This window comes from Dyadobacter sp. 32 (assembly GCF_902506755.1).
GTDB lineage: Bacteria > Bacteroidota > Bacteroidia > Cytophagales > Spirosomataceae > Dyadobacter.
In genome coordinates this window covers 6,169,468-6,195,675 of record NZ_LR735258.1, presented here as the reverse complement: position 1 = coordinate 6,195,675, position 26,208 = coordinate 6,169,468, and the positions used below count along the sequence as shown (strand labels likewise).

Annotated in this window: 23 protein-coding genes; 13 read left to right on the top strand and 10 right to left on the bottom strand. The window is 44.8% G+C overall.

Features of this window, described 5'->3' with window-relative positions; genetic code table 11:
* The first annotated feature begins 13 nt into the window (after positions 1-13).
* Positions 14-1,054, top strand: a complete 1,041-nt coding sequence (gene pheS, locus DYADSP32_RS25380) for a phenylalanine--tRNA ligase subunit alpha (protein ID WP_149240137.1) — start codon at positions 14-16, stop codon at positions 1,052-1,054.
* 106 nt (positions 1,055-1,160) lie between these two features.
* Here pheS and DYADSP32_RS25375 read toward each other — a convergent pair whose 3' ends face one another.
* Entirely contained in the window at positions 1,161-1,892 is a 732-nt protein-coding gene (locus DYADSP32_RS25375) for an esterase family protein (protein WP_414618049.1), read from the bottom strand.
* Positions 1,893-2,028: 136 nt separating this feature from the next.
* Positions 2,029-3,459, bottom strand: coding sequence for a circularly permuted type 2 ATP-grasp protein (locus tag DYADSP32_RS25370; RefSeq protein WP_149240138.1), 1,431 nt, complete (start codon positions 3,457-3,459; stop codon positions 2,029-2,031).
* Positions 3,460-3,851: 392 nt separating this feature from the next.
* Between DYADSP32_RS25370 and DYADSP32_RS25365 the strand changes: the two genes are divergently transcribed.
* Together DYADSP32_RS25365 and DYADSP32_RS25360 are read left to right on the top strand one after the other, a co-directional pair.
* Positions 3,852-5,393, top strand: coding sequence for a DUF5723 family protein (locus DYADSP32_RS25365; RefSeq protein WP_149240139.1), 1,542 nt, complete (start codon positions 3,852-3,854; stop codon positions 5,391-5,393).
* 170 nt (positions 5,394-5,563) lie between these two features.
* Positions 5,564-8,128: a transglycosylase domain-containing protein gene (locus DYADSP32_RS25360; RefSeq protein WP_149240140.1), complete on the top strand. Its 2,565-nt coding sequence runs from the start codon at positions 5,564-5,566 to the stop codon at positions 8,126-8,128.
* A 116-nt stretch (positions 8,129-8,244) separates the two neighbouring features.
* On the opposite strand, the gene DYADSP32_RS25355 is transcribed toward DYADSP32_RS25360, so the two are convergent.
* The 3 genes from DYADSP32_RS25355 to DYADSP32_RS25345 form a co-directional block, all read right to left on the bottom strand.
* Positions 8,245-8,436: a hypothetical protein gene (locus DYADSP32_RS25355; protein ID WP_149240141.1), complete on the bottom strand. Its 192-nt coding sequence runs from the start codon at positions 8,434-8,436 to the stop codon at positions 8,245-8,247.
* A 24-nt stretch (positions 8,437-8,460) separates the two neighbouring features.
* Positions 8,461-9,591 (bottom strand): glycoside hydrolase family 18 protein, encoded by a 1,131-nt coding sequence (locus tag DYADSP32_RS25350; protein WP_149240142.1) that lies wholly within the window; start codon positions 9,589-9,591, stop codon positions 8,461-8,463.
* Positions 9,592-9,694: 103 nt separating this feature from the next.
* Positions 9,695-11,464, bottom strand: a complete 1,770-nt coding sequence (locus DYADSP32_RS25345; RefSeq protein ID WP_149240143.1) for an ABC transporter ATP-binding protein — start codon at positions 11,462-11,464, stop codon at positions 9,695-9,697.
* A gap of 167 nt (positions 11,465-11,631) precedes the next feature.
* Between DYADSP32_RS25345 and DYADSP32_RS25340 the strand changes: the two genes are divergently transcribed.
* The 9 genes from DYADSP32_RS25340 to DYADSP32_RS25300 all read left to right on the top strand — a co-directional run bounded on the left by DYADSP32_RS25340 (position 11,632) and on the right by DYADSP32_RS25300 (position 20,537).
* Positions 11,632-12,186, top strand: coding sequence for a DUF4126 domain-containing protein (locus DYADSP32_RS25340; protein ID WP_149240144.1), 555 nt, complete (start codon positions 11,632-11,634; stop codon positions 12,184-12,186).
* 9 nt (positions 12,187-12,195) lie between these two features.
* Positions 12,196-13,113: a helix-turn-helix domain-containing protein gene (locus tag DYADSP32_RS25335; protein ID WP_414618048.1), complete on the top strand. Its 918-nt coding sequence runs from the start codon at positions 12,196-12,198 to the stop codon at positions 13,111-13,113.
* Between the two features lie 78 nt (positions 13,114-13,191).
* On the top strand, positions 13,192-14,580 hold the full coding sequence (locus DYADSP32_RS25330) for a glycoside hydrolase family 88 protein (protein WP_149240146.1): 1,389 nt from the start codon (positions 13,192-13,194) through the stop codon (positions 14,578-14,580).
* A gap of 114 nt (positions 14,581-14,694) precedes the next feature.
* Positions 14,695-15,519, top strand: coding sequence for a sugar phosphate isomerase/epimerase family protein (locus DYADSP32_RS25325; protein ID WP_149240147.1), 825 nt, complete (start codon positions 14,695-14,697; stop codon positions 15,517-15,519).
* Positions 15,520-15,688: 169 nt separating this feature from the next.
* Entirely contained in the window at positions 15,689-16,834 is a 1,146-nt protein-coding gene (locus tag DYADSP32_RS25320; RefSeq protein ID WP_149240148.1) for a Gfo/Idh/MocA family protein, read from the top strand.
* 129 nt (positions 16,835-16,963) lie between these two features.
* Positions 16,964-17,734 carry a 3-ketoacyl-ACP reductase gene (locus tag DYADSP32_RS25315; RefSeq protein ID WP_149240149.1) on the top strand — a complete coding sequence of 257 codons (771 nt, stop codon included), beginning with the start codon at positions 16,964-16,966 and terminating at the stop codon, positions 17,732-17,734.
* Between the two features lie 288 nt (positions 17,735-18,022).
* Positions 18,023-19,264 carry an MFS transporter gene (locus tag DYADSP32_RS25310; protein ID WP_149240150.1) on the top strand — a complete coding sequence of 414 codons (1,242 nt, stop codon included), beginning with the start codon at positions 18,023-18,025 and terminating at the stop codon, positions 19,262-19,264.
* A 201-nt stretch (positions 19,265-19,465) separates the two neighbouring features.
* A complete protein-coding gene (locus DYADSP32_RS25305; RefSeq protein ID WP_149240151.1) occupies positions 19,466-19,846 on the top strand; it encodes a DUF3244 domain-containing protein in 381 nt (126 codons plus the stop codon).
* A 310-nt stretch (positions 19,847-20,156) separates the two neighbouring features.
* Positions 20,157-20,537 (top strand): DUF3244 domain-containing protein, encoded by a 381-nt coding sequence (locus DYADSP32_RS25300; RefSeq protein WP_149240152.1) that lies wholly within the window; start codon positions 20,157-20,159, stop codon positions 20,535-20,537.
* A gap of 74 nt (positions 20,538-20,611) precedes the next feature.
* Here the strand turns inward: DYADSP32_RS25300 and DYADSP32_RS25295 are convergent, their stop codons facing one another.
* Positions 20,612-21,235, bottom strand: a complete 624-nt coding sequence (locus DYADSP32_RS25295) for a dienelactone hydrolase family protein (RefSeq protein WP_149240153.1) — start codon at positions 21,233-21,235, stop codon at positions 20,612-20,614.
* 149 nt (positions 21,236-21,384) lie between these two features.
* Positions 21,385-22,329, bottom strand: coding sequence for a ring-cleaving dioxygenase (locus DYADSP32_RS25290; RefSeq protein ID WP_149240154.1), 945 nt, complete (start codon positions 22,327-22,329; stop codon positions 21,385-21,387).
* A gap of 446 nt (positions 22,330-22,775) precedes the next feature.
* On the opposite strand from DYADSP32_RS25290, the gene DYADSP32_RS25285 reads away from it, so the two are divergent.
* Positions 22,776-23,831: a hypothetical protein gene (locus tag DYADSP32_RS25285; RefSeq protein WP_149240155.1), complete on the top strand. Its 1,056-nt coding sequence runs from the start codon at positions 22,776-22,778 to the stop codon at positions 23,829-23,831.
* 73 nt (positions 23,832-23,904) lie between these two features.
* On the opposite strand, the gene DYADSP32_RS25280 is transcribed toward DYADSP32_RS25285, so the two are convergent.
* The 3 genes from DYADSP32_RS25280 to DYADSP32_RS25270 all read right to left on the bottom strand — a co-directional run bounded on the left by DYADSP32_RS25280 (position 23,905) and on the right by DYADSP32_RS25270 (position 25,965).
* Positions 23,905-24,348 (bottom strand): hypothetical protein, encoded by a 444-nt coding sequence (locus DYADSP32_RS25280; RefSeq protein WP_149240156.1) that lies wholly within the window; start codon positions 24,346-24,348, stop codon positions 23,905-23,907.
* Between the two features lie 121 nt (positions 24,349-24,469).
* Entirely contained in the window at positions 24,470-25,099 is a 630-nt protein-coding gene (locus tag DYADSP32_RS25275) for a hypothetical protein (RefSeq protein WP_149240157.1), read from the bottom strand.
* A 29-nt stretch (positions 25,100-25,128) separates the two neighbouring features.
* Positions 25,129-25,965 (bottom strand): hypothetical protein, encoded by an 837-nt coding sequence (locus tag DYADSP32_RS25270; protein ID WP_149240158.1) that lies wholly within the window; start codon positions 25,963-25,965, stop codon positions 25,129-25,131.
* Positions 25,966-26,208 lie beyond the last annotated feature (243 nt).

Genomic DNA, 26,208 nt, shown 5'->3' with positions numbered 1-26,208 from the left:
AATAAAATTGTTTATGATCACCGAACGGGTAAAAGAATTACTCTCCGAAATTGAAGGCAGTCAGGCCAGGAATAAAGAGGAACTGGAAGCATTCCGCCTTAGATACATTAGTAAAAAGGGTGTCATAACGGATCTGTTCGATAACCTCAAGACCATTGCTCAGGAAGAACGTCGTGCAGTGGGACAGGAATTAAATACGCTTAAAAATCTTGCACAAACACGCTTTCAGGAGTTCACAGCTTTACTCGAGAACGCGGATGATACAGGTTCGACCGACCTGATTGACCTGACGCTACCCGTTGTGCCAAACCTCAATGGAAGCATTCATCCATTGACGATTGTGCGTCAGAAGATCATCGAGATTTTTGAACGAATGGGATTCAATGTTTCTTACGGCCCGGAAATTGAAACAGACTGGTATAATTTCAGCGCATTAAATTTTGCGGACAATCATCCCGCGCGCGAGATGCAGGACACCTTCTTTATTTCGAAAAGTAAAGGCGAAGTGAAAGATGATGTATTGCTGAGAACACATACATCCAATGTGCAGGTACGACTCATGGAAAGGCAAAAACCACCCATCCGGTCGATTATGCCGGGCCGGGTATTCCGCAACGAAGCCATCTCGGCAAGAGCCCACTGTGTATTTCACCAGGTAGAAGGGCTGTATGTAGATAAGAACGTAAGTTTCAAGGATCTTAAGGACACCCTATACCATTTTGCAAAAGAAATGTTTGGGAAGGAATCCAAAATACGACTACGTCCCTCTTATTTTCCTTTCACAGAACCAAGTGCTGAAATTGACGTAACCTGTTTTATTTGTAAAGGGAAAGGGTGCAATATATGTAAATATTCGGGCTGGGTAGAGATCGCCGGCTCGGGCATGGTGGATCCAAACGTGCTGGAAAATTGCGGAATTGATAGTGAAGAATATACCGGATTTGCGTTTGGAATGGGCATCGAACGTATCACCATGCTTCGGTATGGAATCAATGATCTTCGACTTTTCACAGAAAACGACGTACGGTTTTTAAGACAATTTGAAGGGGCATAAAAAGTGGTAAAATGTGAGATGTGAGATGTGAGATGTAAAGTGCTGACATCTAGCGTTTTACTTCTCACATTTCACATTTCCCTTCTCACTTCTCACATCTCACTTCTCAAAATCTGGTTTCCAGATAATAAGGAAGCATGCGATGCCACACCCACCAATCATGAGGCATGTCCTGTCCCCAGATGTCCAGTTCGTGGTGCACATTTTTCGAACTCAGTATCGCAGAAATATGTTGCGAACATTCCGGTTTTTCATATGCACCGGAGCCCGAAACAAAATGGATATGTCTGCTTTGACGATATAAAGACAAATGCCATTCTACCTTAAGATTGGGCAGATAATGTACCGGTGAGTTGAAATACACATTGTCGTCATAGTAACCATCCGTGTATACACTCAGATCGTAACATCCGCTCATAGCAATGATGCCGTTGATCAGATCCGGGTGCTTGAAAAATAAATTGGCGGCATGAAGGGCGCCAAAAGATGCTCCACCTGCAATAATTTCAACTCCAGGCCCAGTAGTGTTCTTTATAAACGGAACTACCTCCTTGAACACATAGTCATTAAAGGCCTGGTGCCTCATCGCCTTATCATAACCATGCATATGCGGGTTAAGCCAACTTTCCGCATTTATACTGTTGATGCAGTATACTTTTACTTTACCAGCATTTACAAATTCCGATATACTGTCGATGAGTCCCATATGCTCGTACTCCAGATAGTCAGAAGCGGCAGTTGGAATTAAAAGTAACGCAAAACCATAATGACCATACACAGCAACCTCCATTTGCTTGTTCAGAGACGGACTAAACCAAGTGTGTACTTCGCGATGCATTTTTCGTTTTTATTTTAGGTGTATGTTAAGTCTTTTCCCCAATTCTGATGCTATTTCATTGAAATCAGCTTGTATCTTGTGTATACAAATATCGGACTCACCATACCCCCCGCACGCGGCAATTGGTTTCCAGGACTCAATACAACACCCAGGTATCCTTTCCGCCCCCACCTTGGGAAGAGTTCACCACAAGTGAGCCTTTTCTCAAGGCCACACGGGTCAGCCCGCCTGGAATAACACTAATATCATCTCCATACAAAATATAGGGACGCAGATCCACATGACGGCCTTCTGCATGGCCATCCACCATACAGGGTACTCTGGACAATGAGATTGTAGGCTGTGCCACGTAGTTACGCGGATTATTTTTTATCTTTTCTTTAAAAAGCTCGTGCTCCTCAGGGGTAGCCTTTGGTCCGATCAGCATACCGTACCCACCGGCTTCGTTGGCTTCCTTCACCACGAGCTTTTCTATATTTTCCAGAACATAATTTCGATCCTCCTCTTCTCCGCAGATATAGGTTTTTACATTCGGTATAATTGCCTCTTCCTGTAAATAATACTGAATGATGCGGGGCACGTACGCGTACACCACTTTGTCATCCGCGACTCCGGTTCCCGGGGCATTGGCCAAGGCTACTCTTCCCTTTTTATACACCTCAAAAATTCCGGGAATACCAATCAAAGAATCAGGATTGAATGCCTCAGAATCAAGGAAGGTATCATCGATTCGGCGATAAATCACATCCACAATCTGCAAACCGCTCGTTGTACGCATTTTAACATAACCATCAGAAACAACCAGGTCGCGGGCATCAACCAGCTCAACACCCATTTGCTGTGCCAGATAAGAGTGCTCAAAGTATGCCGAGTTGTAGATACCCGGTGTAAGAACTGCAATCGTCGGATTAGGCCTGTCGGCCAGATGCTGCAGCATTTGCAGAAGCCTGGTAGGATAATCGGAAACAGGCCTTACACCCGTTCGGGCGAGTACATCAGGGAAGATTTGTTTTGACAATTCCCTGTTTTCGATCATATACGACACGCCGGACGGACAGCGCAAATTATCTTCCAGCACCATAAAAGTGCCATCTTCACCCTTGATCAGATCGGTACCTGTAATATGGCACCAAATCCCCTTGGGTGGTTTCAGACCGATGCATGGCTTCAGAAAACACTTACTGGACTCGATCAATTCCCTTGGGACCACACCGTCGTTCAGTATATTCTGTTCGTTGTACACATCGTCAATGAACATGTTCAATGCTTTTATCCGTTGCTTCAAACCCTTTTCCAGCCATTCCCATTCCGCACTGGAAAGGACGCGTGGAATTATATCTATCGGCATAATGCGCTCGGTACCTTCTCCCTCCGAATAGACATTGAAAGTAATCCCCATGGATAGCAGCGCCCGCTCTGTGGCCAACTGACGGTTGGTCAGATCTTCATTGGTGAGGTTTTCAAATTTATTCTTTAAATGTTCATAACCAGGGCGAATCTCGCCCTCCGGAGTAAACATCTCATCAAAGAAATTTTCGTTTTGATAATCGGAGAATGAAAAATTCATACAATACAAAATTTGAATAAGTATATTTCTATATTTTACAGAACAATATATGGCCTTTGAGTTAATTAACAAAATATTAATAATTCACCACTCCAAATACGTCCGTCACCATGTCCTAAAATTTAACCTATGTAAGCATATTCCTTATGAAAACGAACATGAATAATTGTCGGTCTGGTAACTGCCTCCATCACAAATGTACGATTGCAATAAGAATACCCATCTTACAATTGGCCCCAATTCACAATACTAACAAAAACCACTTCATCATTCAGCTCTCCCTCCAAATAATTATTTGAGTTCCCTGCATCCCGGGGTTGCAAGTGAGTCAGCTTCGCGCTTTCTTTGCAATCGCATATTGAAAACTGCCGACTTTGCGTTGTTATCGAACTATGGGCAAAAATTTACCAGCGTTATTACTTGTACTATTGTCACTTACGACAAAATCCCAACACCTGCAGGGTGTAGCGATGGGCAATTATGCCGGTACCAATGCGCTCTACCATAATCCGGCATTCGTTGCGGACAGTAGGTATAGTATTTTTGCGAACGTTGTCGGAGCCCAGTTGTATACCGCTACCAACCATGTAAGATATGATGCGCCCTATTCCTTTCTGGGCCTCATTTCCAATACAGTCTCAGACAAGTATCGTAATGAACGCGGAAAGGTAGAATTTCCTCGAAAATATTTGAACGAAAAACTGAGGGGCGATATCAATTATCTGAACTCAGGCGGAGATGCACGACTGCCGTCGTTGATGTTTGGATTATTGAAAGGCAGGGTTGGGGTAGGCATTACAACACGTATGAGATTCATTCTGAATGCCACTGGTGTAACCGAACCTTTAGCCCGGCTCATCAGTAAAACGACCAGGCTTGAAGAGCTGCAGGGGCCTGTATTTAACAACCAGTCGGGCAAGCTCCATTTCAATACGCTGGGTGAACTTGCATTCACGTTTGGGGGCGTTGTGCTTGACAACGAAACCGATTATATAAAAGTGGGATTTACAGCAAAAAGACTCCTTGGATTGTACAATGCCCATGCCATTGTTGATAACTCTACATTCAGCCTCTCCCCTGACCCGAAATGGCAGAACAAGAGGCAAATCATCAATGTCAACGAAATACATGTAAAATACGCCATGACCCGCGATGAAGGTTTTCAGAACGTGAAACCCACACCCTCATGGCTCATCGGGCAGGCTCCTCCGGGAAGCGGCTGGGGATTCGACATTGGCGCGGTATATGAATATCGACCCGATATCAATAAGTACACCTATACCGAAAAGGGGGTAAGAAGAAGGGACGGAAGCAAAAATAAATATCTGTACAGAGTAGCTGTTTCGCTGACAGATGTTGGGCGGGTTCATTATTCCAATCCCAGTTACATCATGCAACAGGAGGTACATACGACCAATAAATCTTTTCAATACGATGATTTTCAAAGGTTGAAAGGATCCGAAGGTTTTTTCAATGCGATAGGCGCCTCACTGAATGCTGGAGGCAATATTGCGCCAGACTTTAAGGTGGTACTACCGATGGCTTTTCAGGCAAGTGTGGATTACAACGTAAAACCCAATGTATATGTAAGCGGACTTTGGGTTCAAAATCTGATCCCGCAAAGTGCCTTTGGTATGAAAGCAGAATCCATGCTGGCCGTGACACCCCGATTCGAACATAAGTGGTACGAAATTTCTGTTCCGTTATCGCTAATGAACCGCTATACTTCGCCGGCCATAGGACTCGCAGGGCGTGCAGGTCCTCTATGGATCGGAACAGATCACCTCTCCGGCCTGCTGAATATAGGAAACCCTAAGGCGTTCAATATTTACTTTGGTTTTTCGGCGGGATTGTTCCGTCGTCCTCCCGGGGATCAAAACAAGTGCTGGCCTCCGGAAGAATCTTGGCTGCGAAGGATTTTTACAAAACGATAATGAAAAATCGACGTGATTTTTCATTAATTTGATGTTATATTGTACAATTAGCTGGCCCGCTAACCTGGCCAGTCAATTTTTAGCTAATCATTACTAAAATAGGAAGTTGAATTCCAGATACATTGTGTCCTTACCCATTGTATTTAAAAGACTTTCGAATTTAATTTTTAATGGACTTTATTAAATCTGTTTTCAATAAAATAAAGGCCTTATTTCAATTCGTTGGAATACAGCTCAGTAAATATTCCGGAGCATTACTTTATCGCCTGGTATCAGCAGTTGCTGGAAAACGGCGTACGGATACATTTTTAACCTCACTGCACAGGAACATAAATTCGATCTCGTTGTGGTGGGCCGACAACGTTGACACGCAATCCAGATATTACAGAACGATTGTATTTCTCTGGAAAACTTTTGCTTATGGATTCCTGGGTTTTGTATTCTATATATTCTGTGTTCAGACGAATTTCTTATGGTTAATGGGCAGTATGCCCAGCGTAGAAGATCTTCAGAACCCCAGGGTTAACGAATCGTCAGAAATATACACTTCCGATGGGGTGATGATCGGTAAGGTTTATACTGAAAACAGAACGCCCGTTGGTGCCAAACAAATATCACCCTATTTGATCAAAGCACTGGTGGCCACCGAAGATATCCGGTTTTATAAACATTCGGGTATTGATTACAAAGCCATGGCGAGTGTGGCCGTTGGAATCGCCACGGGTGCAACGGACCGGGGGGGCGGGAGTACCATCACACAGCAATTGGCTAAAAAATTATTCAAAACCCGAAGAACTGGTGCCCGCGGACTATTAGGCTACATCCCTGGGCTTAGTACGCTCATTTACAAAACGAAGGAATGGCTCACGGCGATCAAACTGGAACGTAACTTCACCAAAGAGGAAATACTTACCATGTACTTCAATACCGTTGATTATGGTAACAATACGTATGGGATTAATACCGCTGCAAAATCCTATTTCAGCAAGGCACCAGATAGCCTGAACATACAGGAGGCTGCTGTACTGGTGGGTTTGCAGAAGGCAACCACAACCTACAACCCGATCAGAAATATGAAACGCTCCATTGAGCGACGCAATGTGGTAATATCTCAGATGCAAAAATATGGGTTTCTTACTTTAAAACAGGCAGATTCCATAAGTGCCCTGCCTATTGAATTGAGAACAAAATTTGAAACACCTTATGATGGCAATGCCAATTATTTCAAAGATGCGGTGGTTGATTTCGTAAAAAAATGGGGTGAAAAAAATGACTACGACCTGCGAATCGACGGCTTGAAGATTTACACTACGATCGATTCACGTATGCAGGAGTACGCCGAAACAGCCATGACGCAGAAAATGAAGCAGCTCCAGCGCGTATTCGAAGACCATTGGGGAAAACAGAATCCTTGGGTGGATGAAGACGGTAAAGAAATTCCTAATTTTCTGGAAAATGTGATCAAGCGTACAAACTCATATAAAAGTCTTGCTAAAAAATTCCCAGACCATCCTGATAGTGTCATTTTTTATCTGAATAAAAAGGATACAATGACCGTATATGACTGGAAAAACAGCAGCGAAATGAAGCGCTACTGGAGCTCCATGGACTCCCTTGAATATTACAAGCGCGTACTGAGAGCCGGAATGATGGCCATGAACCCCTACACCGGACAGATCAAGGCATGGGTGGGTGGACTCGATTACAATTATTTCAAATACGACGCTGTAAAGCAGGGAAAACGCCAACCAGGCTCCACATTTAAACCATTCGTATATACCACAGCCATTGACGATTCCACGTTCAACATGAGTCCCTGCTCGGAGATTGAAGACAAGCCATTTACCAAGAAGTATATAGAAAATGGAGAGGAAAAGGAATGGAAGCCAAGAAATGCGACCGGCACCTGGTCCTACTCCAATATGACGCTCAGACGCGCTCTTGCCCAGTCCATCAATTCGGTCACAGCCGAACTAACTGACCAGGTTGGACCAGCTAACGTGGTGCGATACGCCAAAAAAATGGGTATTACCACCCCTTTGCAACCATTGCCTTCCATTGGCCTCGGTCCCTTTGATGTATCTCTATACGACATGGTAGCGGCTTACTGTGTGTTTGTAAATAGTGGAAACTACACAGAACCCATTCTCGTAACCAAAATTGAAGACCGGAACGGAAAAGTGATTCAGGAGTTTCAACCTGAAACACGACAGGCTATCAGCAGAGAATCCGCTTTCCTTATGGTAAATATGCTCAAAGGAGGTGTAGATGAGCCTGGCGGAACATCGGGCAGTATTAAATGGCGCTACGATGTGGCAAAAAACAACAACGAAATCGGGGGAAAAACAGGAACCACCTCCAACAATTCCGATGGCTGGTTTATGTGCATCACAAGGGATCTGGTGATTGGTGCATGGGTTGGAGGTGACGACCGAAGTATTCACTTCCGAACAACGAATCTCGGTGAAGGTGCCAAAACAGCACTACCCATTGTAGGTAGCTTTCTTGAAAAGGTTTATAAAGATAAGTCAATCGGTATAGAGCCGGGGCCCTTCCCAAAACCAGGCTTCAAAATATCCAAAGAATACAATTGTCCGAGTTATTATCAACCAAAGTCATCCGGTGATTCAACGGAAGTAAGTGGAGACAGTATTTCACCCGCCAGGAGAAACGATGAAGATGAACTCTTTCTGGGACCGCCACCGATCCCTTTGGATACGGCTAAGAAAAAATGATATATCGGCACCAACTAACTGATGGGCGTTTGCCCGTAAGCTGTCCGCTTCGTGCGTATGGTGGCGTCGAAGGAGGATTAATCACGTACACGGTCAATTGAAAAATGCGTGTACGGTCAATTTCTTTTTTTATGAAAGTATTGTAAATAAATGCTCACAAGCAGGATTACCAGAAGAATGCTTATACCAAGGTAGATCTTCGGAACGTTTTCTTTTCCATAACGCGGATTCATAAACTCCTTGTAGGCCATGGCTGCCATGAAAATGGCAGTTACAATAATCCCGATGTTGTATTTTAAAAACTTCATCTCATACTTCAATCAGGTCCGTAGTTATTTGAGTGTTGCTGTAATCTCATCCAGCAAATACCCTTTCGGGTCACTGAAATACTCCCAGAAAAATATCCCCGCCAGATTATTCTTTTTTACATACTTACACTTGTCCCGAACCGACTTTTCGTCATCGTAGGTAATTAGCACTTTTGTGGAAGGATTAAACAGATAAGGCGCTTTTGCTTTTTTATCGTAATATTTTGTATATCCATTCTGGTTGACCAGGCTATCCTTGATTTTGGAATATCCGCCACCCTGTATCGATTTGACCCTCTTCTGTCCCAACCCATTATTGGCAGTGGTTTCGGCTTCCCAGCCCTTGCCATAAAAAGCTGCACCAATTCCAATTTTATTCGCTGGCAGCCCCGCCGCGATAAAGTTCTTAATCGAGCGATCCGCAGACGATGCTTCCTTATCCCTTTTGTTTGCATAGAGATTGGTATGATGGCCCACCGTTCCGTTTCTGCCTCCGTAATCATACGTCATAATCAACACGTAATCCATGTACGGAGCCAAAGCCCCCATATCGGTATGCTCTATGAAAGACTTGGAACCTCCCACGGCCGCTGTAAGTAAATATCTTTTCCCGGTTTCCTGACCAAACTTATCCAGCTCCTCACGAAATGCCTTAAACATCAGCGTAAAATTTTCTTTATCCTCGGGCCGGTAAATATTCCCTTCCTCCCCTTTCATTCCCGGATACTCCCAATCTATATCAACCCCGTCAAGCTTGTAATCCCGAATGATATCAACACCCGATTTGGCAAACTTCCTCCTGGAACTTTCTGTCAGAACGGCATCAGAAAAATTCTCACTCCAGGCCCATCCTCCGATGGAGATCAGAATTTTGAGGTCTGGATTAATTTTTTTCAGCTCATTTAATTTCCTGAAATTCGTTGAGTCTGTTTGCAGATTGGTCAGTACCGCCAGGCTATCCTGCACATTTACAAATGCATAATTGATATGCGTCAATTTCTGCGCATCAATCAGCTCAGTCTTCACCAATCCGCGAAACCCACCTACATATCCGTTAACAATGTATTTCTTATGACCACCGGATTGCGCACACGCCATGTACTGCACACCAAGGAATAATAAAAGAGCGGCAATAAGTATCGATCTGAAGTTCATATTTTTCGTTTTTTAAAGGCTAAATCCATTTCAAGCTTAGCAAGGGAGTAAATATTAACCTGAATTTTCCTGAAAATTAACATCCTTCACGGCGGTACACAAGTCAGCTGATTTTCAACACTTCTTTGTATTGCATCCGGTACAAATTAGCATACAGCCCGCCTTTTTCCAATAGTTGTTCGTGGTTCCCCTCTTCCATAATTTCACCCTTGTCGACCACAATTATTTTGTCCGCTTCCTGAATGGTAGAGAGCCGGTGCGCAATGACGATAGCGGTTCGTCCTTTCATCAGTTTTTCAATAGCCTTTTGTATCAACTCTTCCGTCTCACTGTCCACAGAGGACGTTGCTTCATCGAGCACGATGATTTTGGGTTCATGCACCATGGCTCTTACAAATGAAATGAGCTGACGCTGGCCTACTGAAAGCGTAGCACCCCGCTCCATTACATTGTAAGTATAGCCACCAGGCAGCCTTTCTATAAAGTCATGAACACCCACCAATTTTGCCGCTTCAACGATTTTCTCATGGGTGATAGTAAAATCCCCCAACCGAATGTTATTCTCAATGGTATCGGAAAATAGAAACACATCCTGCAAAACAACTCCAACGTGTCTTCGGAGGGCATTCAGGTCATAGTCGTGCACCTCTACCCCATCTACTAAAATGTTGCCTTTATTGACATCATAAAATCGGGTCAGCAGGTTGATAATGGAAGACTTACCAGCCCCCGTAGCACCTACAAAAGCAATGGTTTTGCCCTCATCCACCTTGAAGTTGATGTTTTTTAAAACGTATTCTTCATCGTTGTATGCAAACCAAACATGCTTAAACTCCACCTTTCCCCCAATGTGTTCAGGTGCGTAGGTACCCTCATTTGATGTGTACTCATCACTATCGAGTAATTTCAAAATCCTGTCCGTACTTACTATACCCATTTGCAAAGTGTTGAACCGGTCGGCGAGCTGTCTGATTGGGCGAAAAAACAAATTGATAAAGATCACAAAAGCGGTCACCGTGCCCATGGTCACTTGAGCATCCAGGATTTGTTTGGCCCCATACCAAACCACCAGGCCCGTCCCCGCCGCCGAAATCACATCAGCTACCGGATAATATACCGAGTAATACAAGATGGACCTGATATTGGCATCCCGATGTACTTTATTGATCTCCTGAAATTTTTGATATTCTATTTTTTCGCTGCTAAAAATCTGAACGATACTCATACCTGTGAGATGTTCCTGAACGAAAGAATTGAGGTTGGAAACTGCCGCACGTACTTCGTTAAAAGAATCTTTAATTTTTTCCTTAAAAACATAAGTGCAAAAAAGCATCAGTGGAATCATACTCAGACTGATCAGCGAAAGCTTCCAGTCGGTATAAAACATCACGGCGATAATCAGTATCAATTGCAGAATGTCACCGGCAATAGCGGCCATACCGTCACTAAACACATTAGAGAGGGTTTCTACATCGGATATAGTACGGGTAACGAGCCGTCCGATGGGGGTATTATCAAAAAATTTCAGACGGAGTCCGATGATCTTTTCATACAATTGAACCCTTATATCCCTGATAATATACTGCCCCAGCCACCCCGACATGTAGGTATTCCAAAATTGAACAATCCCCTGTACGACCAGAACCAGCAGCATCACCAAAAGCATCAAAGCCAGTTCAGAATAGTTTCCCTGCGAAATGGAATTGTCGATGGTATACTTAATCAGCAGAGGGGTCAACGGAGCCAGAACGGCGTTTAATAAGATTATCGCTATAAGCAGATAAAAACGATTCCGATAGGGTTTTACGAAAGTATATAAACGTCGTAACGTTGGAAGATCGAATATCTGACCGCTTTTGGTTTCCTGATTCACAGACTCGTTATTGGTGGTGGTTCAACATTTTTCAGCCTAGTTTAGTACCAAGCCTTTGGCAGCATGTGTGATTTCAACATTGAAAACGTAAAAATCATCACAAAAAAACCAAAGAAATACGTTTTTTACCTAACTTTCTTTCATTACCGGCGCGTAATCTACAATTCATGGAATTATTTTTAAGCATTTGTCTTGGGGTCGGATTAAGCGCTAGCTGTGGTTTTCGGGTCTTCCTGCCCATGTTGGCTGCCAATGTCGCCGCCATGAATGGCTGGGTTTCACCCGGGGAAGACTTCGCATGGCTATCTTCCTGGCCCGCATTTTTTGTATTATTATCCGCCACCATCGCTGAAATTGGCGGATATTACATCCCGTTTATAGACAATCTGCTGGATACCATCGCTACACCTGCTGCGGTATTGGCGGGTACTTTACTCACTACCTCCTTCGTCCACATCGATAGTCCGGTGCTACACTGGGGATTGGGCCTTATCGTAGGAGGGGGCACAGCCGGAATTGTACAGGCTGGTACGGGATTATTGAGATTGCTGTCGTCCAAAACAACGGCAGGACTGGGAAATCCGGTTGTATCCACTGCCGAAAATTTTGCCTCATTTGGCCTTTCGAGCCTTGCCATATTTCTGCCAGTCATTGCGTTGGTACTTGTGGTTCTTCTTGTTCTGTGGCTGACAAGGAGACTCGTCGGTCTGAAAAAATCTTAAATTTCTGGCATGAACGAAGCAATTCCTATTCATTCTCTTCCAAAATCGAAGGACCAAATCCCTGCGTTAAAAATATACAGGTTCAAGAACAGCACTGATATTCAGCAAGGTTTGCCAACACCTTTGCCCATCACCCCCATGCCTACCAATGCACCTCACCGGCATACCTATTATGAAATTCTGTTTATAGAAGAAGGACAAGGCTTTCATGAAATAGATTTTCATTCCTATGCGGTACAAGGTGCGGGATTGCACTTTTTGACGCCAGGCCAGGTACATCTTCTCAACTTTTCAACCGCCTGGACCGGTTACATCGTTGCCTTTTCCGAAGACTTTTACTCGTTCTATAATCCGGGGGCACCTTCTCTCGCTACTTTTCCGTTCTTTCAGCCTGCCCACAGACAGCCCGTTATTTCACTCAAAGCTGCTGATTGCCATTATTTTCACAATATCATGGAAAACATGGCTGCTGATCATCTGATGGAGCCTACCGAACAGTCACTCACGGGCAGCTACCTGGGTCTGCTTCTGCAGAAATGTGCCGTGCTTGGGAAACGAGAGCCACAAATTTACGAAGGGCAAACCTCCGGAGTGCCAGAACTTATTGGCCGGTTTCAGGAATTGGTAGAAAAGAATTTTAGAGAAATGCACGAAGTACAACAATATGCCACCAAGCTTGGCGTGTCACCCGATTACCTGAGCAAGGTGGTGAAAAAGTACCTGAGTACATCTTCTCAGGAATACATCCTGGACAAGTTGTTATTGGAAGCAAAACGACTCCTGGTATTCACCAATCTGAGCAGCAAGGAGATAGCTTATCACATCCATATCGAGGACCCTTCCTATTTTGGAAGAATATTCAAAAAAAAGACGGGTTTGACACCCAATGAATATCGGGATCATGTTCGGAAAAGTGCCATTTATTAGCAAAAATGTACCTTGCCCGCAGTTATCCGGAAATATATCTTTGTATTATCCAATAAATAATACAATTGATCTAAATCTATGCAGATTCGTCAAGACCTTACAGCCGCTTCCCTTCAATCCAAACTGGATCGATTTTGGGATCTTTCGGCTGAAAAAATCAACCTGATATCAAAGGAATACGACAATTCGAAAGGAACGCCTGTATTTACAGTGAACGGTAAATACACGCTTCGGGGCTGGACTGAATGGACACAGGGTTTCCAGTATGGCGCCGAAGTTTTACAGTTTGATGCTACCGGTGACACTACATTTTTAGAAAATGCCAGAAAAAACACTGTAAATAATATGGCATCCCACGTGGGCCACTTCGGTGTACATGACCATGGATTTAACAATGTAAGCACCTACGGCAATCTGCTTCGGTTGATGAACGAAGGACGCATTTCCGAAAACGAATGGGAGCGGAACTTCTACGAAATTGCACTTAAAATCTCAGGTTCGGTGCAGGCTAAGCGCTGGACGAATGCAAAAAACGGCGAAGGTTACATTCATTCATTCAACGGACCACATTCGCTTTTCGTTGATACCATCCGCTCGGTTCGTTCGCTGATGGTTTCGCACCTGATGGGTTTTGGGTTGATGGGTGAAAACGACATCAAGACCAGCTTACTTGAACGCGGTACCCTCCATGCGCTTGCCACGGCTAAATATTCTGTTTTTTATGGCGAAGGCCGCGACAGTTACGATGTATGGGGAAGAACCGCGCATGAGAGCGTATTCAATACCAATGACGGCAATTTCCGTTGTCCTAACTCGCAACAGGGCTTTTCTGGTTTCACCACCTGGACCCGCGGACTGGCCTGGGCAATGACCGGTTTTGCGGAGCAGCTGGAAACACTTCCCCTTTTCTCAAATGAAGAACTTGCACCCTTCGGAGGACGTAAAGAGCTGGAAAGAATATACTTGAAAGCGGCGCAGGCAACCTGTGATTTTTATATTGAAAACACGGCATCCGATGGCATTCCTTACTGGGATACCGGCGCACCGTTGATCCATAAACTAGGCGACTACACGCAAAAAACGTCGGATCCTTATAATGATTTCGAACCGATCGACAGCTCCGCAGCAGCGATTGGCGCCCAGGGATTACTCCGCCTGGGTAAATATCTGAACGACAAAAATGAAGACGGCAGCCGATACTGGCAGGCAGGACTCACCGCTCTGGATTCTCTTCTTGCAGACCCTTACTTGTCAACAGACCCAACGCATCAGGGCTTGATACTACACTCTATCTATCACCGGCCAAACGGATGGGATCATGTTGCCGACGGACAAAAGATCCCGAATGGCGAATCCAGTATGTGGGGAGATTACCACGCACGCGAGGTCGCATTGTACCTGCACCGGATCAATAAAGGCTTGCCGTATTATGCATACACCGGAGCGGTGAAGGACCTTAAGAATTAACCGGGGTCGCGGGCGACAGTTAAGAATGAAGAATAAAAGGTTTCATTTTCACCCAAGTGTCAGTAATTCATTCTTCATTCATCTCACATCTCACATTTCACATTTCACAAATTAATGAATAGCATTACCCTCGATCGTTGCTGCATCCACACCATTACCACCAAGTCGTGGAGTTTGCCTGAAGCCGTGGAGCACTACGCAGCTGCAGGAGTAAAAGGAATAAGTGTTTGGCAAAACGCTACGGAGGGTATAGGTCCTCGTCATGCCGGCGAAATCATCCGCCAGGCAGGGCTTGAGATTGTATCCTATGTTCGTGGTGGTTTCTTCCCAAATGTGAGCAGTGCAGGAAGAGCACAGGCAATTGATCACAACAGAAAGCTCCTTGAGGAAGCCGCTGCTCTGGGGGCTCCCATGATTGTTCTGGTTTGCGGTGCCTCACCCGATCAATCGCTGGAAAAATCAAGGGAACAAATCCGTGAAGGAATTGAGGCAATACTGCCATTGGCAGAAAAGCTGAATGTAAAACTAGCCATAGAACCCTTACACCCGATGTATGCAGCCGATCGTTCGGCTATCAACACCCTGGGACAAGCAAATGACATGGCTGAATTCTTTAAATCAGATTATGTGGGTGTGGCTGTCGATGTATATCATTTATGGTGGGATGGCGATCTGGAGAAAGAAATAGCACGTTGCGGCGCGCACGGAAATCTGTTCGCTTACCATGTTTGTGACTGGAAAGTAAATACCATTGACCTGTTGAATGACCGCGGGTTGATGGGGGAAGGTTGTATTGACCTGAAAAAAATCAGGGGGTGGGTGGAAGCAACGGGCTTCAACGGGTTCTGTGAGGTAGAAATATTCTCCAACATACACTGGGCCAAAGACCAGCATTTGTTTCTGAATGAGATTACTACTGCATTTTTGGAAAAAGTTTAGGTGGCTGATAGCTTTTAGCCGCTGGCGATTAGCCCTTAACAACCTGACAATCTCAGACACAAATAAGATTTATAGCTTATTCAATTTAAAACAAATACAATCATTTTCAACCGACGGATATGCTAAGCAAAGCTAACCGCCAATCGCTAAAAGCTAACAGCTAATACTTATGAAAACACATACCATTGGTATAATTATGAACGGCGTTACGGGCCGTATGGGCACAAACCAGCATTTGATGCGCTCGATAAAGGCCATCATCGAGCAAGGCGGCGTGAAGCTGTCGGCTGATGAAGTGATCATGCCGGACCCCATTCTGGTGGGACGTAATGAGAGTAAATTACAGGCCTTATGTGCACAGTCGGGCGTAAAGAAATATACCACCGATCTGGACTCCGTTCTAGCGGACCCGCAATATCAGATTTATTTTGACGCACAGGTAACGGGCCGCAGAGCACCGGCTGTAAAAAAGGCAATCCTTGCAGGAAAGCACATATATTGTGAAAAACCAACAGGCACCACCACCGAAGAAGCGCTGGAGCTTTATGAACTGGCAACTTCTGCCGGTCTTAAAAACGGGGTTGTTCAGGATAAACTCTGGCTACCCGGAATGCTCAAATTGAAGCGTCTGATGGAAAATGGTTTCTTTGGAAAAATCCTTTCGGTACGTGGGGAGTTTGGTTACTGGGTATTTGAAGGACACAGTATTCCTGCGCAAAGACCATCCTGGAACTACCGCAAGGAAGACGATGGAGGTATCATCGTAGATATGTTATGCCACTGGAGATACGTACTCGACAACTTATTTGGAAATGTAAAGGCGGTTTCCTGCCTTGGTGCAACACACATACCAGAGCGGATTGATGAAAACGGCAAAGCATACAACTGTACTGCCGACGATGCATGTTATGCGACCTTTGAACTGGAAGGCGATGTGATCGCACAATTCAACTCGTCATGGACCGTTCGGGTACGCAGGGACGATCTGTTGACACTGCAGGTTGACGGAACACACGGTTCTGCAGTTGCCGGTCTGCGCGACTGCTACATTCAACATTACGGCAATACGCCTAAGCCTGTATGGAACCCCGATATTGCACAACCGATCCCGTTCTTCGAGGGTTGGTCAAAAGTGCCTGAGCAGGAAAATTTCGACAACGCGTTCAAGGCTCAGTGGGAGCTGTTCCTTAAACATATTGTAAAGGATACGCCATTCCCCTGGGATCTTAAAGCGGGTGCACGGGGTGTACAGCTGGCCGAAAAAGGCATCGAAAGCTGGGAAAAACGCCAGTGGGTGAATATTGAAGCATTGTAACAGCGGCAATTGTTTAAAAAAACGTTTGAAAGTTTCCGGAGTTTGAAACGGTCAAAAAACCTGCATCAAACGACTAAACTTTCAAACAAACAAACGGTTTTATACTAAACTAGCCACAACAAAAAATTCATGAAAAGAACAGCATTGATCACAGGCGGAAGTCGTGGCATTGGTTTTGGAATTGCAAAGGCCCTGGCAAAGGAAGGCTTTAACCTTGCCATCAACGGCGTGCGGGACGAAGCCGGCGCCGAAGATGCACTTAACGAACTCAGGCAGTTGGGAGCAGAAGTGGTATACTGCCAGGGTAACATTGCCGTATCCGCAGATCGGGAGGCTATTGTTGAAAAGGCTTACGACGTTTTTGGGCATATCAATATTTTGGTAAACAATGCTGGTATAGCACCCAGAGAGCGGCTGGATATTCTTGAAACAACCGAAGAGAACTATCAGGAAGTTTTAAAGACCAATCTAGAGGGACCTTTTTTCCTCACGCAGGCTATTGCAAAAAAAATGGCTCATACCAAGCAGAATAATCACGCTTATGAGGCAGCGATCATTTTTGTAACTTCCATTTCTGCAACCGTAGCATCCATCAACCGGGGCGAATACTGTGTTTCAAAAGCAGGACTTGCGATGACTAATCTGCTGTTTGCCGTACGCATGGCCGAATATAATATTCCTGTTTATGAGATCAGACCGGGTATTATTTCCACCGACATGACTTCCAAAGTACAGGAGAAGTATGATAACCTTTTTCAAAGCGGGATTGCGCTGCAACCAAGATGGGGTACACCAGAGGATGTGGGCAAGGCTGTGGCGTCCCTCACCAGAGGTGACCTGCCCTACTCTACGGGCCAGGTTATCAATGTGGACGGAGGAATGTTGATCGACAGGCTTTAAGGGGCTTGGGGCTTGGGGCTTTTAAAATGGTCTTTGCAGAACAAAAGTTCCTGACAAATTAGGAAAACCGCAAGTTTTAAGAAATGCATCAGTACCTGTACATATTGAAATATAAAGGCACTTACCCAAATAGAAGCTGAAACTAATTCAATCAAAAAACTGCCAAAAAGATACTTTCAGACTTGGTCTGAAAAAATAGAAAACTGAGTTGTGTAGCATATCATTTATTTCACCGATAACCCATGGCCAGAAGCCAATCGCTTTCGGCTCATCGCTAAATTCCTAAACATGTCCTTAACTTCTGAATCACGTCCGTCCTTACTTAAGCAGCTTTTACAAGTGCCGGTTATTGTGGCGGCATTGGGTTACCTGGTCGACATGTACGACCTTTTCTTGTTCAGTGTGGTCCGCGTTCCCAGCCTGAAAGCACTCAATGTGCCGACAGAGAACCTTTTGACGGAAGGAATCCGACTACTCAATTACCAAATGGCCGGTATGCTGATAGGGGGCGTATTATGGGGCGTCATTGCTGACAAAAAAGGACGCCTTTCCGTGTTGTTCGGCTCCATTATCATGTATTCTCTGGCCAATATTGGAAACGGCTTTGTAACTTCCGTGGATCAATATGCCATTCTCAGGTTTATTGCAGGGGTAGGTCTTGCCGGCGAATTAGGGGCAGGCATTACGCTGGTAACAGAAGTACTCCCCAAGGAAATTCGGGGTTACGGCACCACACTGGTTGCAACGCTAGGCGTGTTAGGCGCAATTCTGGCTTATTTTGTCGCGGATCTGTTTGCCTGGCGAATATCCTACTTTGTAGGCGGTGGAATGGGTTTGCTGTTGCTTGTACTTCGTTTCAACGTATTTGAATCGGGGATGTTCAAACAAATCAAGGACAATTCCATTGAAAAAGGGAATATCATGATGATCCTTACCAATGGAAAACGCTTCACGAAATACATGATGGCTATTCTGGTCGGACTTCCGATCTGGTTTGTGGTGGGTATCCTGATTACCTTTTCCCCCGAGTTTGGTGCGGCCAAAGGGGTTGAAGGAATCAATGCAGGAAAAGCAGTAATGCTCGCCTTTTCCGGACAGGTATTTGGAGACATAGGCAGTGGTTTACTAAGCCAGTATCTCAAAAGCCGAAAAAAGGTGATCGGGCTATTTATTCTCCTTTCACTCGCGATGATGATCGGTTACCTGCTGATACCCATGCAGGATCTGTTCTCCTTTTACCTTCTGTGTGCACTGCTGGGCTTTTGCAACGGATATTGGACACTTTTTATCACCATTGCAGCGGAATTATTTGGCACCAACCTCCGGGCAACCGTTGCCACTACCGTACCCAATTTTGTACGGGGAGCAACCATTCCCCTCGCAGCACTGTTTGTTCAGTTCAAGCCCGACTTTGGCGTAATTCAAAGCGGTTTGTTCATCGGACTCGGCACCAGCGCTGTGGCACTCATAGCCCTCTACTTTTTAGAGGAGACATTTACCAAAGACATGAATTTTGTGGAAAAGAAATAAGATTTAAAGAATTACATTGATGACAAAAAGGCCTCCGAACTCCGCGGAGGCCTTTTTATTGACCGTTTGATCAGTCACACGACATTCACTCCATTCGTCACCGAATGTGCGCCATTCATGTACTTTGTTATGCATAGTACCTTACCATGCACGTACATTTGTCATGTTCAATTACCCAAACAACCCAATCATAACATAGCCATGAAAACTTCAATCAAAACCTTCATTTGCGCATTGGCGCTTGCTGCAACTGCTCTTTCCACACATGCAGAGGACAAAGAAAATCAAAAAACCACCGGATTCGGTGTAGGGATTTTTGCCAATAAAGCGGGCAAGATCAATGTGCTCATCAATAAAGCGGAGCCGGTTGCCGCTACCACCATCAAGATCAAAAATGATAAAGGTGATGTTTATTACAGCGAAACCATTGCAAAAGACCATCAGAAATTCGGCCGCATCCTGGACGTGGATGCATTAGAACAAGGCAATTATCAGATTGAGATCAGCAGCAAAGGTGAAATCCATACCAAAACCTTTGTGGTGTCGGAACCAACCACCGAGCGAGTGATCTCCGTGAAATAACTAATTTTAAAACCTTTGCTTAAGAGCTCCCTAATTGGGGGCTTTTTTGTTTATAACACTTAATACACTGAATATAAAAACATTAAGACTCCACAAGCTCTCTATATTGCAAGAACAGACAGATTGGTTTACGCTGGGAGTGAATAACATTTTCTTAAACTTTTTACCGTTTAAGTGCTCACCCAATATCGCAACCGTTCGCACTCGCCCCTCAACCATTCATGTACTTTGTATTACATAGTACCTTAGATAACCCTTATATTTGTTATGTTCTTTTAATACAAACAATCACAAGTAAATATAAATAGCCATGAAAAATTCAATTAAAACATTCGTTTGCGCTTTGGCGATGGTAACTACAGTTTTCACTGCAAACGCAGAAGACAAGGAAACAAAAAAACCCTTAGGTTTTGAGGCAGGTATCCATCCTGACAAAAACGGTAAAATAAACGTGATGGTGAATAAACTGAGCAGCAATGAAGCTACGCTCTTGTTAATCAAAAATGCGCAGGGAGAAGTTGTTTACCGGGAAACAATCAATAAAACAACCCAAAAATTTCGTCGGATTTTAGACCTTCACCAATTGGAATCCGGAAAGTATGAACTCGAGATATCCAGTAATGGCGAAAAACAGTCGAAAGCGATTCAGATATCTGAGCCAATCACAGAGCGACTATTGACTATCAAATAGTTAAGCCTCTCGTTTTCAACAAAAAAGACTTCCTTCATTTCGGGAAGTCTTTTTTGTTATTATCAAAATGCGTATCAGGAGGCCATCACCTTGTTGATGAAAGTTATCTCGTCTTGGTGCACGCTATGTCCGAAATTTTTATACAACTGCACGGTTACATCCGCCCCCATGCCTTTGAACACTTCACCGCTTTTTACAACCCTTTCTCTGGGGATGTGGGGATCCACGTCGCTGCACCCAAGCAAAACAGGCGTTTCGGAAAACGAACCCGGATAGTCGCGCGGCGTACCCTCCGGGCCGATCAGCCCGCCACTAAGCCCAAATATCCCTCCGTATATGCTCGCGTTTCTCGCCGCGTATTCCAGTGCCAGACATGCACCTTGTGAGAAGCCTAACAAATAAATGTCCTTTGCAGCAAAGTTATACTCCATCTTCAACTGCTCCACCAGGTGTCCAATCACCACCAGGGCCGATGAAAGTCCCGGTTCATTGTCATCCATGGGTGCTAAAAAAGAATAGGGATACCAGGAGCCACCTGTGGCCTGCGGGGCTAAGAAGGCCATCTTGTCGGACTCAAAGTGTGCCGAAAGAGATAGGATACTTTGCGCAGAAGCACCTCGTCCGTGGATCATGATCATGGCCCTTTTTCCTTCGTTAAGCGGTGTGCCCGCCGTTTCTATATGATCTACGCTATGCATAAAAATTCGATTTTGTTGATTATTGAATAGAAACTGCCTTGTTTGGAAGTTTAAACGTTTCTGGTATCGAGGTTCAGCCCCCTTGCCAAGATTACCTTCAAACTTCCAAACTTTAAAACGATTTTAAACTGCTAACCCCTTTCCACAGGTTATTTTGCCAGTGCTGAGATCACCGGTAGCTCTGCTTCGATTTTAGCTCTTCTTGGCTCGTACCATTCGGGCAGCTTCAAAGCAGAACCCAGCTCAGCCACGGTTTCGTCCACGGCAAATCCCGGAGGATTGGTGGCAATTTCGAACAAAATACCACCGGGTTCACGGTAATAGATACTGTGGAAATAATTCCGGTCAAGTACCCCGGTCGGATTATAACCTGCGGACCACAATTGTTCGCGAATTTCAAGTTGACTCTCGTCGGAATCGGTGGCAAACGCAATGTGGTGTACCGATCCCGCCCCCTGCAACGCTCTCACATCTTTGGGCGACCGCATCACATCCACGTAAGCACCAGGGCCGCCGTTCAAAGCTTCGAAACGAAACAGATCCTGCTCTTCGGCAATCAGCTTGTGCTGCATCACATCTGTAAGCAGCGACACGGTCCGGTCAATATTGAATTCATTCAGCGTGGCCGTATAAAACCCCCGGATTGAATACTCAGCAGGAATTTTACCATTATCCCAGCCCGGACGCAGGTCGTTGCTATTGGCAACGAGCTCCACACCCATTCCATCAAAATCCTCAAAACGCAGGTAGGTCTCATTGAATCTCTGATATGGGCCGGAATAAGGAACGCCAAATTGTACCAAACGATCCATCCAATAGCTCAAAGAAGCCGTTGGGATAGAGAATGCCGAATAAGTCAATTGCCCGCCGCCTCTCCTGCCGCGCGTGAGACCCGCGTATGGAAAAAATGTCAGGATGGAGCCCGGAGAACCTGTTTCGTCACCATAATATAAATGATACACATCCGGTGCATCGAAATTGATTGTTTTTTTCACCATCCTCAATCCTAAAACACCCACATAGAAGTCTACGTTTTTTTGTGCATCGCTTGCCAGAGCCGTAATGTGGTGCAAGCCGTTAATCAGATTATTCATGAGTTCTAAATTTATATGTTGTTACATTTAATGTATATACATGTATTGTAAAGAATTGGTTCACCTTACTTGAAAAAAATTCATTAATACTGTCGGCTGTCGGCTGTCGGCTGTCGGCTGTCGGCTGTCGGCTGTCGGCTGTCGGCTGTCGAGACGCAAAACAGGAAAAGACACAACATACTCATAATTTGCGCATTAAAAAGAACCGGAAGAACAAAATCCATGAAAATTGAATCTAAAAATAAAACTATCGGGGATCATACAAGAACGAAATTTCAGACCATGAGCTACTACATAGTCCGTGATTACAGAAATGAGAATCGTCATTAAAAGTAAAAACGAATCCTTACAGCTTTAATTAATGGTATGCGAAGTCCGAACATAAAAATGGCTTTTATACGGAAAAACTCATACACGCCTGATTTTATCTTAAAGCCTTATAAAATATGTTGAAAAAAATCTTCCCCATTGCATTCCTGGTTTTTAGCATACTTGCTCAACGATCTGCTTTCGCCCAACCTTACATCGACGGCCGCCCTGCCACAAATCAACGCATGCCATTTGTGGACGCAGGAATTGTGATGCAATATGGGGATGGCCCCGACAGCAGCGATACTTATGGAGCGCGGGAAGCAGTTATCAACCAGGTCGGAGACACTTACTACCTGTTTTACGACGGTGCCGGGAAGGATGGCTGGATTGCATGCCTGGCCGAAAGCAACGATTTAAGAACCTGGACAAAAAAAGGGAATATCCTTACACTCGGAGACGATGGGAAAAACGACTCCAAAAGTGCTTCATCGCCGTGGGTCGTAAAGGAAAAAGACACCTGGCACATGTTCTATGTGGGTACGCCAAACACGACTCCGCCTCCTTACCGGATTCCCGCGTTTCCTTATCTGACGATGAAAGCTCGGGCGAAATCACTGAGAGGACCCTGGATTAAGCAATATGATGTAACTCCGCTGCCCCCAAAACAAAACAGCTATTACACGGTCACCTCCAGCCCAGGGTTTGTGGTGAAGAACAAAAAAGAATACCTGCAGTTTTTCAGCGGAGCAACGCAGGATGGAAAAATTGTAAAAAGAACCCTGGGGGTAGCAAGAACCAGAGACTTAAACCAATCCTGGGTTATTGATGAGAAACCACTTTTTCCGCTTGAAGAACAGATCGAAAACTCATCCCTATTTTTCGACAAGCAAACCAAAACCTGGTATTTGTTTACCAATCACATTGGCATCAACGAAAAAAGAGAAGAATACACCGATGCTATATGGGTATACTGGACGAAAGATATCAACAAATGGAGTGCTACTGACAAAGCCGTTGCCCTGGATGGGAAAAATTGTTCCTGGTCCAAAGGGGCCATTGGCATGCCTACGGTGATCCAGGTTGAAAACAGACTTGCATTACTCTATGATGCCTCCGAGGGAGCAAGTATTGGGCACATGCAAAGAAGTATCGGGTTGGCGTGGCTGGGGTTGCCGTTGCGGGTGGAGTGATTGCAAAACATTTAAAAATTAAGGTCGCAATGGGATGTCCCCAGAGACCTTAATTTTTAGTTTGAAAAAGGCATTATCCTATCGAACAAGCTTCCACTTTCAAAATGTAGATTATATTTCGCTGAGTTCCCTGCGAGATATTTGAAGGAGCCACAGTGTCAGAGGTGTCGGTTAAAGTCGGGGCGACGATGGTTTTTATACCAGCAACATCTGTCTGGTTACTGGTGATGGTGGGAGTGCTGATATAAGAAAATGAGACCGGGTTGTCTGCCCCATTCACCTTGATCGTATGTCCGTTATCCGCTGCTGAGGCTATGTATGCAGTGAACAATATATATTTAGTGGCTCCGGCCGGTATGGTGTTATAACCGCCAACAGTGAAAGTTCCGCCTGAGCTTACCCCTGCGGCATTTCCAAACGCCGTAGCGCCGTTCAGGCCAGGCGTATCATTCGATTCAGTGTACCGCATTTCGCCATCATACGCCGTAGATGCAGAGCACTGACGTGTGCCCTGCATTAAATTTTTAAATAAAAAACCAACGCAAAATCTTCTGAAACAAGCCCAGTTGATGAGACGATTTGAAATGCTTCACTCCAATCACTGCAATTCAGAGCACGGATCCGGGAATGAGTCAATACTACTTTTTGAAAAAGATAACTCCATACACAAGCCCCTTTCCGGGTTTGTCCGCAGAATGGAAAGTGGGAAAGGCGCCAGCATTGGACCTATTGTTGTTGTATTTCACAACAGCTCTTACCCAGCTTGCAGGATCCTTCCTATTAAGATCAGTAAGATAACCCTCAGGAATATCTCTGAAACTAACTCTATCTGCTTTGAAGAGCATGGTTCCGTAAACAACACCGCGGCCATTGTCCGCATGGTAGAACGTGGGAATGCCTGCTCCATGGCCGTGGTTAGCCGCCCAGGCCATTGATTGCCGCACTCTTTCGGCAAAATCATCCAGATTGACGTTCCCCAGCTCACTCAGCGGGATGTCTTTGAATTCTACATCAGTTTTTGGAATCAATACGGTGCCATAAACCAGCCTTCCATTTTTTTCTCCGTGAAAAAAAGTAGGAATTGCGGCACCAAAACCCATTTTGGCAGCATAGTCCATGGACTGCCGCATTCGTTCCGCATTTTCTGTAATGCCAACTCCTTTGAGCTCATTGGCGGGCACATCGCGCCAAACAGCTTCCTGTGCAAAAATCTGAATTGATGTGAGACAAGCGACCCCTATCAGTAATATGTGCGTTATGGTTTTCATCGTTTTTTGATTTTGCTTTGATACCCATTTTAATAGCAAGGAGGTACTTGCCCTGATCCAGGCGTAGTACCGTTCTGATATCGAAGTAAGCCTCCCACGGCATAATAGTTGCCACAGGTTGCTCCGTCTATCGCGCCGTTTTGAAATCTTACATACTGCTTCCCCTCTGCGACGTTGATATCACAACTGGTAGTTGGCAATCCAAGCCAGCCTCCGTCATATCCGGCAGATTTGTACAGCTTGTCAATTTTACCCCAGAAAGCATGGGCTCCTGTATTCGCTCCCCAGTAAATCTGACCCTTTTCAAAGGTATTGTACCTACCCTTTTTACTTGACAAATCAAGTTCAGAACTTGTAGGAAGCCCCAACGGACCTTCCCAGCGTTTCAACTCCTTGTATTTCTTATATATTTGCCCATATACCATCACATTGCACATTACCATCCCCTCATCGCCATTTACCAGTAATAAATCATTATACCCACATCCCCCGGATGTAGGCTTGGGATCCGAAACCACGAAAGCGAACTGATCCTGGCCAGCGCCATCATACGCCTTGGTTTCCTCTCCGGCCATTGCAAAAGCGCCCTTCCCGGGATAAAAGTAGATAGCCATTTTTACATTTCCGTAGGCATAATACTGTACATAACCTTTCGCGGCGGCGGTTTTAACCGGACCAGTGCCGTTAAATTTAGCATGCCCATCTTTGTCCCAACCCAGCTGCTTAAACTTGGCGTCGATGGCTGTCTGATACTCAGGAGTGGTCTCTGATGGTGTCACATCACCTTTATTTTTGTCAAACAAAAAACAGCCCGTCGTTAAAAAAATTAAAAATAAAAGTCCAAATAGATTTGCTAGCGTTTTCATTGCTTTGTTGTTAAAAAAGTAAAAAAATAGAGAAAAATGGTAGTTGAATTATTGAAGAGCGAGGACACCCGTATAAGTGGTTCGACTCAGGGAAGTCAACTTTCGAAAAGTTGACTTCCCTACCACCTTTGTCCAACAAGTCAAAAGTCGGGAGAACATATTGAATAGAAAATCAACATTTTTGGGGATCGGATCAGCATAGAAAAGTGACGATTACCACTATACGACCAGAGAATCTCATGG